12 protein-coding genes are annotated in these 13,002 nt (G+C 62.0%); 8 read left to right on the top strand and 4 right to left on the bottom strand.

Annotation, left to right across the window (positions count from 1 at the left end):
* The first annotated feature begins 66 nt into the window (after nucleotides 1-66).
* The 3 genes from hisG to hisC all read left to right on the top strand — a co-directional run bounded on the left by hisG (nucleotide 67) and on the right by hisC (nucleotide 3,202).
* The gene (hisG, locus tag D8767_RS24150) at nucleotides 67-702 is read left to right on the top strand and encodes an ATP phosphoribosyltransferase (RefSeq protein WP_016713129.1); all 636 of its coding nucleotides are present in this window, start codon (nucleotides 67-69) and stop codon (nucleotides 700-702) included.
* 126 nt (nucleotides 703-828) lie between these two features.
* Nucleotides 829-2,154 carry a histidinol dehydrogenase gene (hisD, locus tag D8767_RS24145; RefSeq protein WP_016713128.1) on the top strand — a complete coding sequence of 442 codons (1,326 nt, stop codon included), beginning with the start codon at nucleotides 829-831 and terminating at the stop codon, nucleotides 2,152-2,154.
* A 1-nt stretch (nucleotide 2,155) separates the two neighbouring features.
* Entirely contained in the window at nucleotides 2,156-3,202 is a 1,047-nt protein-coding gene (gene hisC / locus D8767_RS24140; RefSeq protein ID WP_016713127.1) for a histidinol-phosphate transaminase, read from the top strand.
* Nucleotides 3,203-3,241: 39 nt separating this feature from the next.
* On the opposite strand, the gene D8767_RS24135 is transcribed toward hisC, so the two are convergent.
* Nucleotides 3,242-4,426, bottom strand: a complete 1,185-nt coding sequence (locus D8767_RS24135; protein WP_016713126.1) for an alkaline phosphatase family protein — start codon at nucleotides 4,424-4,426, stop codon at nucleotides 3,242-3,244.
* A 140-nt stretch (nucleotides 4,427-4,566) separates the two neighbouring features.
* On the opposite strand from D8767_RS24135, the gene D8767_RS24130 reads away from it, so the two are divergent.
* The 4 genes from D8767_RS24130 (at nucleotide 4,567) to D8767_RS24115 (ending at nucleotide 7,415) form a co-directional block, all read left to right on the top strand.
* Nucleotides 4,567-5,217, top strand: a complete 651-nt coding sequence (locus D8767_RS24130) for a FadR/GntR family transcriptional regulator (RefSeq protein WP_016713125.1) — start codon at nucleotides 4,567-4,569, stop codon at nucleotides 5,215-5,217.
* Between the two features lie 13 nt (nucleotides 5,218-5,230).
* Entirely contained in the window at nucleotides 5,231-6,508 is a 1,278-nt protein-coding gene (locus D8767_RS24125) for an MFS transporter (protein WP_016713124.1), read from the top strand.
* A 96-nt stretch (nucleotides 6,509-6,604) separates the two neighbouring features.
* A complete protein-coding gene (locus D8767_RS24120) occupies nucleotides 6,605-7,081 on the top strand; it encodes a nuclear transport factor 2 family protein (RefSeq protein ID WP_016713123.1) in 477 nt (158 codons plus the stop codon).
* On the top strand, nucleotides 7,074-7,415 hold the full coding sequence (locus D8767_RS24115; protein ID WP_080578098.1) for a GIY-YIG nuclease family protein: 342 nt from the start codon (nucleotides 7,074-7,076) through the stop codon (nucleotides 7,413-7,415). Before D8767_RS24120 ends, D8767_RS24115 begins: the two co-directional genes overlap by 8 nt.
* Here the strand turns inward: D8767_RS24115 and yejK are convergent.
* A complete protein-coding gene (gene yejK / locus D8767_RS24110) occupies nucleotides 7,363-8,370 on the bottom strand; it encodes a nucleoid-associated protein YejK (protein ID WP_016713122.1) in 1,008 nt (335 codons plus the stop codon). The two genes, D8767_RS24115 and yejK, sit on opposite strands and share 53 nt — an antisense overlap.
* Before the next feature lie 370 nt (nucleotides 8,371-8,740).
* Here yejK and D8767_RS24105 point away from each other — a divergent pair, with 370 nt between their 5' ends.
* Entirely contained in the window at nucleotides 8,741-9,022 is a 282-nt protein-coding gene (locus D8767_RS24105) for an HU family DNA-binding protein (RefSeq protein ID WP_003255106.1), read from the top strand.
* A 50-nt stretch (nucleotides 9,023-9,072) separates the two neighbouring features.
* On the opposite strand, the gene rlmF is transcribed toward D8767_RS24105, so the two are convergent.
* Nucleotides 9,073-10,023, bottom strand: coding sequence for a 23S rRNA (adenine(1618)-N(6))-methyltransferase RlmF (gene rlmF / locus D8767_RS24100; protein ID WP_016713121.1), 951 nt, complete (start codon nucleotides 10,021-10,023; stop codon nucleotides 9,073-9,075).
* Between the two features lie 86 nt (nucleotides 10,024-10,109).
* The gene (locus D8767_RS24095) at nucleotides 10,110-12,956 is read right to left on the bottom strand and encodes a valine--tRNA ligase (protein ID WP_016713120.1); all 2,847 of its coding nucleotides are present in this window, start codon (nucleotides 12,954-12,956) and stop codon (nucleotides 10,110-10,112) included.
* Nucleotides 12,957-13,002: the final 46 nt, after the last annotated feature.

The following is a 13,002-nucleotide window of genomic DNA, read 5'->3' as shown; positions in this document are numbered from 1 at the left end:
CTTTGAATTGAATGCGGCCAGGTCGATGACCTGGCCGGCAGCAGCCGCTTAAGGACCGACGTTCCAATGTTGACCATCGCGCTTTCCAAAGGCCGTATTCTCGACGATACCCTGCCGTTGCTGGCCGAGGCCGGTATCGTGCCGACCGAGAACCCGGACAAGAGCCGCAAACTGATCATCCCCACCACGCAGGACGACGTGCGCCTGCTGATCGTGCGTGCTACCGACGTGCCGACCTATGTCGAGCATGGTGCCGCCGACCTGGGTGTGGCCGGCAAGGACGTGCTGATGGAGTACGGCGGCCAGGGCCTGTATGAGCCTCTGGACCTGCAGATTGCCCAGTGCAAGCTGATGACGGCTGGCGCGGTTGGCGCTCCTGAGCCCAAGGGCCGCCTGCGCGTGGCCACCAAGTTTGTCAACGTAGCCAAGCGTTACTACGCCGAACAGGGGCGTCAGGTCGACATCATCAAGCTGTACGGCTCGATGGAGCTGGCACCGCTGATCAACCTCGCCGACAAGATCATCGACGTGGTCGACACCGGCAACACCCTGCGTGCCAACGGCCTGGAACCCCAGGAACTGATCGCCACGATCAGCTCGCGCCTGGTGGTCAACAAGGCCTCCATGAAAATGCAGCACGCCCGTATCCAGAGCCTGATCGACACGCTTCGTCAAGCGGTCGAATCGCGACACCGCGGCTGACTCCTGCGCGCGGCCTTCGCTGTCGCGCCCGTCTATCCGCGTCATAGCCATTTTTCTCGGGTGCCCGCGCGGATGGACTGGTAGCCTAGGGCGCCTGAGCATTCGCTAATAATCGAGGCCCTCGCCATGACCGTGTCCACTGCAATTGCCCGTCTCAACGCCGCTGATCCGGATTTCGCCCGACATCTGGATCATCTGCTGAGCTGGGAAAGTGTGTCCGATGACGCGGTCAACCAGCGCGTGCTCGACATCATCAAGGCCGTGCGTGAGCGCGGTGATGCGGCGCTGGTGGAATTCACCCAGCGTTTCGATGGCGTAGATGCCAAGTCGATTGACGACCTGATCCTCAATCGTGAACGCCTGGAGCTGGCGCTGACCCGCATTACCCCGGCCCAGCGCGAAGCCCTGGAAACAGCCGCCAATCGCGTGCGCATGTACCACGAGCGGCAGAAGCAGGATTCCTGGCAGTACACCGAGGCCGACGGCACCGTGCTCGGTCAGAAAGTCACCCCACTGGACCGTGCTGGCCTGTATGTGCCAGGCGGCAAGGCGTCGTACCCGTCGTCGGTGCTGATGAACGCTATCCCGGCCAAGGTTGCCGGCGTGGCCGAAGTGGTCATGGTGGTACCGACCCCGCGTGGTGAGGTCAACGAGTTGGTGCTGGCGGCCGCTTGCATTGCCGGTGTCGACCGCGTGTTCACCGTCGGTGGAGCCCAGGCTGTTGCCGCGCTGGCCTACGGTACCGAAAGCGTGCCGCAGGTGGACAAGATCGTCGGCCCAGGCAACATCTACGTTGCCACTGCCAAGCGCCATGTGTTCGGCCAGGTGGGCATCGACATGATCGCCGGCCCGTCGGAAATCCTCGTGGTGTGCGACGGCCAGACCGATCCGGACTGGATTGCCATGGACCTGTTCTCCCAGGCCGAGCACGACGAAGACGCCCAGGCCATTCTGGTCAGCCCGGATGCCGCCTTCCTTGACCGCGTTGCCGCCAGCATCGACAAGCTGATGCCGACCATGGAGCGTGCCGAAATCATCGAGAAGTCGATCAACGGCCGTGGTGCGCTGATTCAGGTGCGTGACATGCAACAGGCAATGGACGTGGCCAACCGCATTGCGCCGGAACACCTGGAGCTGTCGGTGGCCGACCCGCAAGCCTGGTTGCCGCACATTCGCCACGCTGGCGCGATCTTCATGGGCCGCCACACCAGCGAAGCGCTGGGCGATTACTGTGCCGGTCCCAACCACGTTTTGCCGACCTCCGGTACCGCACGTTTCTCGTCGCCGCTGGGGGTGTATGACTTCCAGAAGCGTTCGTCGATCATTTTCTGCTCCGAGCAGGGTGCGTCCGAGCTGGGCCACACCGCGTCGATCCTGGCCCGTGGCGAGTCGCTGACCGCCCACGCCCGCAGCGCTGAATACCGTATCCTGACCCAAGAGAAGGGGAACTAACATGAGTCGATTCTGGAGCCCCTTCGTCAAGGACCTGGTGCCTTACGTGCCGGGCGAGCAGCCCAAGCTGGCCCGTCTGGTCAAGCTCAACACCAACGAAAACCCCTATGGCCCATCGCCCAAGGCGCTGGAGGCCATGCGCGGTGAGTTGAACGATAACCTGCGCCTTTACCCGGACCCGAACGGTGACCGCCTCAAGCAAGCGGTGGCCGACTACTACGGCGTCACCCCGGCGCAAGTGTTTGTCGGCAACGGCTCGGATGAGGTGTTGGCGCACATCTTCCACGGCCTGTTCCAGCACGATGCACCGCTGTTGTTCCCGGACATCAGCTACAGCTTCTACCCGGTCTACTGTGGCCTCTACGGTATTGCCTTCGAGCAGGTGGCGCTGGACGAGCAGTTCCAGATCCGCATCGAGGACTACAACAAACCCAACGCCGGCATCATCTTCCCCAACCCCAACGCGCCGACAGGTTGCCTGATGCCGCTGCAGGCGGTGGAGCAGTTGCTGCAGGCCAACCGTGACTCGGTGGTGGTGGTGGATGAGGCTTACATCGATTTCGGCGGCGAGACGGCCATCAGCCTGGTGGACCGCTACGACAACCTGCTGGTCACCCAGACGCTGTCGAAGTCGCGCTCGCTGGCTGGCCTGCGGGTTGGCCTGGCGGTGGGGCATCCGGACCTGATCGAGGCACTGGAGCGGATCAAGAACAGCTTCAACTCCTACCCGCTGGACCGAGCGGCGATCGTGGGCGCAGCGGTGGCGTTCGAAGACCGTGAGTACTTCGAAGAAACCTGCCGTAAAGTGATCGACAGCCGCGAAGCGTTGGTCGGGCAGTTGCAAGCCAAGGGCTTTGAAGTGCTGCCTTCGGCCGCCAACTTCATCTTCGCCCGCCACCCGCAACAGGATGCCGCCGAACTGGCTGCCCGACTGCGGGAGCAGGGCGTGATCGTGCGTCACTTCAAGCAGGCACGCATTGCCCAGTTCCTGCGCATTACCATTGGTACGCCAGAGATGAACCAGGCGTTGCTTGATGCGTTGAACTAAAGCATTGTCGGGCGCGCCTTTGTTAAGAGCGCGCCCGGCTTAATAACTGCTCTCTTCTATGACAAATGCTTTGCCAGCCGGACGGTTACGCACCGCCGCTGGTGTGCCATCGAGCACTAGCACATAGTCGTTCTCCTGCCCCATGCCTTCGGGGTCGGTCCATTGCCCGTCCTTGGCCGGTACTTGCGCAACCACATGCCCGTTCTTGAGTATTGTCAGGTAGCCGGGAGCATTGCTGTTCCAGCGTACCCGCCCTTTGGTTTCGTCGACCCGTACCTTGCGCACGCCGGTATCACCCAGCAAGGGTGTGCCATCCAGTAGCCATTCCGGCAGCAGTTTCAGGCCCATGTGACGTAACACGGTGGGGGCGACCGAGGTTTGCGCAGGCAGGCTGTACAGGTGGTTCGGCCCAGGGTTTTCCGCTGGAATGCTGGGTTGCGAAAGCTCCTGGTTCAACGGCTTGTTGCTGGCAATGAAGATGGTTTTTTCCTGCTCCGAAATACCGCCATGCGCTTTGCCCCAGTAATCCCGCCCATGGTCCGTGCTGACGATCACCAGCCAGTCTTCCTGCGGGTTCAGGCGCTGGCGCTCATCGACCTTGTCCAGCAAATGGCCGATCTGGCTGTCGAGCGTGCGCAACGACTGTTGATAGCGTTCGCCAAAGCCGCTGTCGTGGCCAGCCTGGTCTGCTTCATCCAGTTGAATGAAGGTAAAGTCGGCGGGTGTATTGTCCAGGATCTGCAGCGTTCGCTCGATGACGCGTGCATCTGATAAACCACTCTCTCGCACATCGGCGCCGTGGGCGTCTTCCAGCAGGTAGGCCGTGTTCAGCGGTGACCAGCCGACCACGCTGGACAGGTAGGCATTCGGCATGGCCAGTCGCAGCCGTTTGAACAGGCTGGGAAACGACGGGTCTACCCGCAATGACTCGGCATTGTTGCTGACGCCGTGCTTGTTGCTCCAGACACCCGTCAGCAACGTGACCCATCCCGGGCCGCTCAAGGTCGGTTGCTCGCTGGCCTTGCCGTTGATGCCACCCGTATAGGCCTTGCCGTAATACAGCCGCTGACTCAGGTTGGTGGCATCGCCCAGTTGCAGGTAGTGCTCTAGCTGTACACCGTCGAGGCCGATTAACAAGGCCTTGGGGCGGCTTGGGTGTCGGGTCGGTTCGCAACCCGGGAGTATGGCCAGAAGCAGCAATAGCAGCAGGCTAGTGAGTCGCATGTCAGGACGCCCTTGAAAGTACACCGCGAGCGTTGCAACAACGGGGTTTGTTCACAACTGGCAGAAATGTCAGGTGGTTTGCGGCGTAGGCCGGCCTCCAGTAAGCTTGTGCAAATTCATCGGATGATTGGTTGAGTGCAATGAATACAGAGCTGACCAAACGTTCCCTGGTTGAGCTTGCTGTGGATCGCATGCGTGAGCGCATCGTGCTTGGCGACTGGCAGGTCGGCCAGCGACTGCCTACCGAGCCGGAGTTGGCCCTGCAACTGGGCATCAGCCGCAATACCGTGCGCGAAGCCATGCGTGTACTGGCGTTCAGTGGCCTGGTGGAAATTCGCCAAGGTGACGGTAGTTACCTGCGCACAGCCCAGGACCCGCTGCTTGCGGTGCAGGCGATGTCTCGCTGCAGCGCGGAGCAGGCCCGGGAAACCCGTCACATCCTCGAAGCCGAAGCCATCGGCTTGGCGGCGCTGCGCCGTACCGATGCCGATCTGCAGGCGCTACGCGATGCGCTGGCCAGCAGCGCCGGGCACTTTCACGGGGATGTCGATGCTTATGTGGCCTGCGACCTGGTGTTCCACCAGCGGTTGGTCGATGCCGCCCACAACCCGGCGTTAAGCGAACTGTATCGCTACTTTTCCGGGGTGGTGGCTGCCGCGCTGCAACGCAACATGGCGACTGTTCCGCGCTGCCAGGCCACGTTCGACCTGCACGGCCAGATCCTCGAAGCCATCGAACAACGCGACGCGGAGCGGGCCAAGCGCCTGAGCCGCACCCTCATCGAATCCTGACACCGAGAAGGCCATGGCTGAATCCATCACCCGCAATACCCTGCCGAACGAGCGGGACCTCGATGAGCTGCTGATCGATGCCGAGGCTGACGACGAGCAGGTGCAGCAGCCTGTAGTGTTACGGCGGCCCTGGCTGTTGCTGCTGGGCCTGGTGCTGGTGGCCTTGAACCTGCGCCCGGCGTTGTCGAGCATGGCGCCGGTGCTGGGGCTGGTGTCTGAAGGGCTGGGGCTGAGTGCCTCGCAGGCCGGCTTGCTGACTACCTTGCCGGTGCTGTGCCTGGGGCTGTTCGCCCCGCTGGCACCCCTGCTGGCGCGGCGTTTTGGCAGTGAGCGGGTGATCCTCGGCATTCTTGTCACGTTGGCGCTCGGTATCGGGGTGCGAAGCGCATTCGGCCCCGTTGGCGTGTTCCTCGGCAGCCTGATGGCTGGGGCGAGCATTGGCATTATCGGCGTGCTGCTGCCGGGTATCGTCAAGCGCGACTTCCCGCAGCACGCTGGCACGCTGACCGGTGTGTACACCATGGCGTTGTGCCTGGGCGCCGCCATGGCGGCGGGGGCTACCGTACCGTTGGCCCAGCATTTCGGCGGTAGTTGGGCACTTGGGCTGGGCTTCTGGGTATTGCCGGCCTTGCTGGCGATGCTGGTGTGGCTGCCACAGGCCCGCCAGGGGCATGGCCTGCACAAGGTGGCTTATCGTGTACGGGGCCTGTGGCGCGATCCGCTGGCCTGGCAGGTGACCTTGTACATGGGCTTGCAGTCATCGCTGGCTTACATCGTGTTCGGTTGGTTGCCATCGATCCTGATAGGCCGTGGCCTGAGCCCGACCGAGGCTGGACTGGTGCTGTCGGGGTCGGTGATCGTGCAGCTGGTCAGCTCGCTGAGTGCGCCCTGGCTAGCCACCCGTGGCAAGGACCAACGCCTGGCGATCGTGCTGGTCATGTTGATTACCCTGGCGGGTCTGTTCGGTTGCCTGTATGCCCCGGTTTCGGGGCTGTGGGGATGGGCCGTGGTGCTGGGCCTGGGGCAGGGCGGTACTTTTGCATTGGCGCTGACCTTGATCGTGCTGCGTTCGAAAGACGCCCATGTGGCGGCGAACCTGTCGAGCATGGCGCAGGGCGTGGGTTACACCTTGGCGTCGATGGGGCCGTTTGCGGTGGGGCTGGTGCATGACCTTACCGGGGGCTGGGCCGCGCTGGGGTGGATTTTTGCGGTATTGGGTATTGGTGCCATCGTGTTCGGGCTGGGTGCCGGGCGGGCGTTGCATGTGCAGGTGACCAGCGAAAAAGTCTGAGACGGGTGATGGCAGTGCCGGCCTCTTCGCGGGTACTGGCATAAGCCATCGGGGCAGATTATCGTGCTGGTTTCGAGCCCAGGACGGACCTGCCCCATGAGCGACGCCAACCGCGACCTGATCACCCGCTTCTACCAGGCCTTCCAGCGTCTGGACGCCGAGGCCATGGTGGCCTGCTACAGCGACGATATTGTTTTCAGCGACCCGGTTTTCGGCACCCTGCGCGGCAAGGATGCAGGTGATATGTGGCGTATGCTCACCCGCCGCGCCAAGAACTTTACCCTGACGTTCGACAGCGTCCGCGCCGATGAGCGCAGTGGCGGCGCGCACTGGGTGGCCACCTACCTTTTCACCCAGACCGACCGGGTTGTGGTCAACGACATCCAGGCGCGTTTTGTCATTCGTGATGGGCTGATCTGCCAGCATGACGACACTTTCGACCTGTGGCGCTGGTCGCGGCAGGCCTTGGGTATGCCTGGCGTATTGCTGGGCTGGTCGCCGCTGGTGCAGAACAAGGTTCGCCTGCAGGCATTCAAGGGATTGCGCGCATTCCAGCAGGCCCAAGGTGAGTGAAACCGTCGAATCCGTTGTTGGCAAACCCTGGTATGTCTATCTGGTAAGGGCCGCCAACGGCTCGCTGTACTGCGGCATCAGCGATGACCCTCAGCGGCGTTTTGCGGCGCACCAGAAGGGGCAGGGCGCCCGCTACTTCAAGACCAGTCCGGCCCAGGCGCTGGTGTATGTGGAGCAATGGCCGGATAAAGGCGAGGCTTTGCGTCAGGAGCGGCTGGTAAAGCGGCTGCGCAAATCGGCAAAGGAGGCGCTGGTGGCCTCCTTTACCGGCTTTGAGGGGATTAGTCCTTGCGCCGCTTCAACTGATCCACCAGCGTTGTCGGCAGCCCCTTGATAATCAGGGTGCCTGCCGCCTCGTCATACTCCACTTTGTCGCCTAGCAAGTGTGCCTCGAAGCTGATCGACAGCCCCTCGGCACGCCCGGTGAAGCGGCGGAACTGGTTGAGGGTGCGCTTGTCCGCCGGGATTTCTGGCGACAGGCCATAGTCCTTGTTGCGGATGTGGTCGTAGAACGCTTTGGGCCGGTCTTCGTCGATCAGGCTGGACAGCTCTTCCAGCGTTACCGGCTCGCCCAGTTTGGTCTGGGTGGTGGCGTACTCGACCAGGGTCTGGGTCTTTTCGCGGGCGGACTCTTCCGGCATGTCTTCGCTCTCGACGAAGTCACTGAAGGCTTTGAGCAGGGTACGGGTTTCGCCTGGGCCATCTACACCTTCCTGGCAGCCGATGAAGTCGCGGAAGTAATCCGAAACTTTCTTGCCGTTCTTGCCCTTGATGAACGAGATGTACTGCTTGGAGTTCTGGTTGTTCTTCCACTCCGACAGGTTGATGCGTGCCGCCAGGTGCAACTGGCCAAGGTCGAGGTGGCGCGAAGGCATCACGTCGAGTTCGGCGTTCACCGCTACCCCTTCGCTGTGGTGCAGCAGGGCAATGGCCAGATATTCGGTCATGCCTTGCTGGTAATGGGCGAACAGGATATGGCCGCCAGTGGACAGGTTGGACTCTTCCATCAGCTTTTGCAGGTGTTCCACGGCAATGCGGCTGAAGGCGGTAAAGTCTTTTTCTTCGTCCAGGTACTGCTTCAGCCAGCCGCTCAACGGGTAGGCGCCCGACTCACCGTGGAAAAAGCCCCAGGCCTTGCCTTGTTTGGCGTTATAGCTGTCATTGAGGTCGGCCAGCAGGTTCTCGATGGCATCAGAGGCGGCCAGTTCGGAGTCGCGAGCATGCAGCACCGCGGGGCTGCCATCAGGCTTTTTGTCGATCAGGTGAACGATGCAATGACGGATTGGCATGGGATTCTCGGCGAGCTGCAAAAGTTGCCAAGTTTACCCTAGACACAAGGTGATGCAGTGGCCGTATGTTGGCAGATATGTCGGTTGTTCGTTTTTTGTTCAAATTTGTGCGTTTTAAGCTAAAACCCCCGAAAAACCTGCATTAAATCGAAGTGCGCAGCGGATATTTATCTGCTCCTGTGGTAGTTTTGCGCGGTCTTGTGCCCCTTGTGTGGCGCATTGCTGGCAGCGTGCTGTCGTCGTGTCGAACCAAACGCCGATTTACGTATCTACATACGCGATTGGCGCGGCCCTCCACTTTCAGGGGCTGGCCCGATAACGTCGTAGTTCGCTGCATAACCATCGAATTTGATAGGGAAGGAACACCACCATGGCATTGACCAAAGACCAACTGATTGCCGACATCGCCGAATCGATCGCCGCGCCAAAAGCCACCGCCAAGAACGCTCTGGAGCAACTGGGCCAGATCGTTGCCGACCAACTGGAAAACGGCGCTGAAATCACCCTGCCAGGCATCGGCAAGCTGAAAGTCTCCGAGCGTCCTGCCCGTACCGGCCGCAACCCTTCGACTGGCGCTGCCATCGAAATCGCTGCCAAGAAAGTCGTCAAGTTCGTTCCAGCCAAAGTGCTGACCGACGCCATCAACAAGTAATTGTTGAACTGTTGACGAAACCGCGCCCGGCTTGCCCGGGCGCGGTTTTTTCATGCCTGTGATTTACGCTGGGCGTGCCAGGCCTGGCGCGCGGCATCGTCAAGGAAGCTCCAGGCGACCATGCGGCTCTGTTTCTGCCCCTGGCCCATTTCGATGATGTGTACGGCCTTGGCGCCTGCCTTCTTCAGTGCGGTCTCGATGCCCGGCAAGTTACTGGCCTTGGACACCAGGCTGGTGAACCACAGCACCCGCTCGGCGTATTGCACGCTCTCGCTTACCAGTTGGGTAACAAAGCGGATTTCGCCGCCCTCGCACCACAGTTCATTGTTCTGGCCGCCGAAGTTGAGCACAGGCAGCTTGCGCTTGGGGTCTTGCTTGCCCAGGTTCTTCCACTTGCGCTGGCTGCCACGGGTGGCTTCTTCGCGCGAGGCATGGAAGGGCGGGTTGCACAGGGTCAGGTCGAAGCGTTCGTCATCCTGCAGCAGGCCGCTGAGGATGTGCGTGCGATTGGCCTGTTGGCGCAGGGTGATGGCTTTGCCCAGCCCATTGGCCTGTACGATGGCCTTGGCCGATGCCAGGGCCACGGGGTCGATGTCCGAGCCGAGGAAGCGCCAGCGGTAGTCGCTGTGGCCCAGCAACGGGTAGATGCAGTTGGCACCCACGCCGATGTCCAGCGCACGTACCTGGGCGCCCTTGGGGATCTCGCCGGCATTGTCGTCGGCCAGCAGATCGGCGGTCACGTGAATGTAGTCGGCGCGGCCGGGGATGGGCGGGCACAGGTAGTCGGCGGGGATATCCCAGTGCTGGATGCCGTACTGGGCCTTGAGCAGGGCACGGTTGAACACGCGCACGGCTTCAGGGTTGGCGAAGTCGATGCTCGGTTTGCCGTGGGGATTGGTGATGGTGAAGCGGGCAAGGTCCGGGTGGGCCTTGATCAGGCTAGGGAAGTCGTAGCGACCCTGATGGCGGTTGCGCGGGTGCAGGGTGGGTTTCTGGATCATGGTAGGGTCCTGAAAAGCATCGCGGGCAAGCCCGCTCCTACGTTGACCTGTAGGAGCGGGCTTGCCCGCGATGAATTTACCGAGGTTTACAGCGCAGCGATGCGCGCATGCTGCTCGGTGAAGTTGGCCAGGGCCTGTTCAGACTCGGCCAGCTTGGCACGTTCCTTTTCGATCACCGCAGGCGGAGCCTTGTCGACGAAGGCGGCGTTGGACAGCTTGCCACCCACGCGTGCCACTTCGCCTTGCAGGCGCTGGATTTCCTTGTTCAGGCGCGCCAGCTCGGCATCCTTGTCGATCAGGCCGGCCATTGGCACCAGCACTTGCAGGTCACCGACCAGGGCGGTGGCCGACAGCGGCGCTTCGTCGGCATCGCCCAGCACGGTGAACGACTCCACCTTGGCCAGCTTCTTCAGCAGCGCTTCGTTTTCCAGCAGGCGGCGTTGGTCGTCGGCGTTGGCGTTCTTCAGGAACAGCGGCAGCGGCTTGCCTGGGCCGATGTTCATTTCGGCGCGGATGTTGCGCAGGCCGACCATCAATTCCTTGAGCCACTCGATGTCACCTTCAGCGGCGGCGTCGATGCGTGCCTCATTGGCCACCGGCCACGGCTGCAGCATGATGGTCTTGCCTTCGATACCGGCCAGCGGCGCGATGCGCTGCCAGATTTCTTCGGTAATGAACGGCATGAACGGGTGCGCCAGGCGCAGCGCCACTTCCAGCACGCGCACCAGGGTGCGGCGGGTACCACGAGCGCGCTCGACCGGGGCGTTTTCATCCCACAGTACTGGCTTGGACAGCTCCAGGTACCAGTCGCAGTACTGGTTCCAGATGAACTCGTACAGCGCCTGGCTGGCCAGGTCGAAGCGGAACTGCTCCAGCTGGCGGGTCACTTCGGCTTCGGTGCGCTGCAACTGCGAGATGATCCAGCGGTCAGCCAGCGACAATTCGTAAGCTTCGCCGTTCTGGCCACAGTCCTCGCCCTTGTCCAGCACGTAGCGGGCGGCGTTCCAGATCTTGTTGCAGAAGTTGCGGTAGCCTTCGACGCGGCCCATGTCGAACTTGATGTCGCGGCCTGTGGAGGCCAGCGAGCAGAAGGTGAAGCGCAGGGCGTCGGTGCCGTAGCTGGCGATACCTTCAGGGAACTCGGCCTTGGTCTGCTTGGCGATTTTCTCGGCCAGCTTGGGCTGCATCATGCCGCTGGTGCGTTTTTCCAGCAGGGCGTCGAGGGTGATGCCGTCGACGATGTCCAGCGGGTCGAGCACGTTGCCCTTGGACTTGGACATCTTCTGGCCTTGGCCGTCACGTACCAGACCGTGTACGTAAACGGTCTTGAACGGTACCTGCGGGGTGCCGTCCTCGTTCTTGATCAGGTGCATGGTCAGCATGATCATGCGCGCAACCCAGAAGAAGATGATGTCGAAGCCGGTTACCAGCACATCGGTGGAGTGGAACTTCTTGAGGAACTCGGTCTGTTCCGGCCAGCCCAGGGTGGAGAAGGTCCACAAGCCGGAGCTGAACCAGGTGTCGAGCACGTCGTCGTCCTGGCGCAGGACCACGTCGGCGCCCAGGTTGTGCTTGGCGCGCACTTCTTCCTCGTTGCGGCCAACGTAGACCTGGCCGGCCTCGTCGTACCACGCCGGGATGCGGTGGCCCCACCACAGCTGGCGGCTGATGCACCAGTCCTGGATGTCACGCATCCAGGAGAAGTACATGTTCTCGTACTGCTTGGGCACGAACTGGATACGGCCATCTTCCACGGCGGCGATGGCAGGTTCTGCCAGCGGCTTGGTGGAGACGTACCACTGGTCGGTCAGCCACGGCTCGATCACGGTGCCCGAACGGTCGCCTTTCGGCACCTTCAGGGCGTGGTCGTCGATGCTCACCAGAAGGCCCTGGGCATCCAAGTCGGCAACGATCTGCTTGCGCGCGACGAAGCGGTCGAGGTTGGCGTATTGGGCCGGCAGTTGGGTATCAACCTGCTCGTTGACGCTGCCGTCGAGGTTGAAGGCCTGGGCGCTGGCAAGCACGAAGGCGTTCTTGTCGAAGATGTTCAGCAGCGGCAGGTTGTGGCGCTTGCCGACTTCGTAGTCGTTGAAGTCGTGAGCCGGGGTGATCTTCACGCAGCCGGTACCGAACGCGGGGTCGCAGTAGTCGTCGGCGATGATCGGGATGCGGCGACCAACCAGCGGCAGTTCGACGAACTTGCCGATCAGTGCCTGGTAGCGTTCGTCATTCGGGTTGACCGCAACGGCCGCGTCACCCAGCAGGGTTTCCGGACGGGTGGTGGCAACCACCAGGTAGTCGTTGCCTTCGGCGGTCTTGGCGCCGTCGGCCAGCGGGTAGCGCAGGTTCCACAGGTGGCCTTTCTCGTCGTGGTTTTCCACTTCGAGGTCAGAGATAGCCGTGTGCAGCTTGGTATCCCAGTTGACCAGGCGCTTGCCACGGTAGATAAGGCCGTCTTCATGCAGGCGCACGAACGCTTCTTTAACGGCTTCGGAGAGGCCGTCGTCCATGGTGAAGCGCTCGCGGCTCCAGTCTACCGAAGAGCCCAGGCGGCGGATCTGGCGGCTGATGTTGCCACCGGACTGGTCCTTCCATTCCCAGACCTTTTCCAGGAACTTCTCGCGGCCCAGGTCATGACGGTTCTGGCCTTTGGCTTCGAGCTGGCGCTCGACCAGCATCTGCGTGGCGATACCGGCGTGGTCGGTGCCTGGCTGCCACAGGGTGTCGCGGCCTTGCATGCGGCGGAAACGGATCAGGGCGTCCATGATCGCGTTGTTGAACCCATGGCCCATGTGCAGGCTGCCGGTCACGTTCGGCGGCGGGATCATGATGGTGTAGGACTCGCCTGCACCTTGTGGGGCGAAATAGTTCTCGGACTCCCAGGTGTTGTACCAGGAAGTTTCGATGGCGTGCGGCTGGTAGGTCTTATCCATGCGCGGCGGGACCCTGTGCATTTATTCGGGAAAGCCGGGAAGTATA

It is taken from the genome of Pseudomonas sp. LTGT-11-2Z (assembly GCF_003691445.1).
Lineage (GTDB): Bacteria > Pseudomonadota > Gammaproteobacteria > Pseudomonadales > Pseudomonadaceae > Aquipseudomonas > Aquipseudomonas monteilii.
This window is presented reverse-complemented; position numbering and strand designations above follow the sequence as displayed.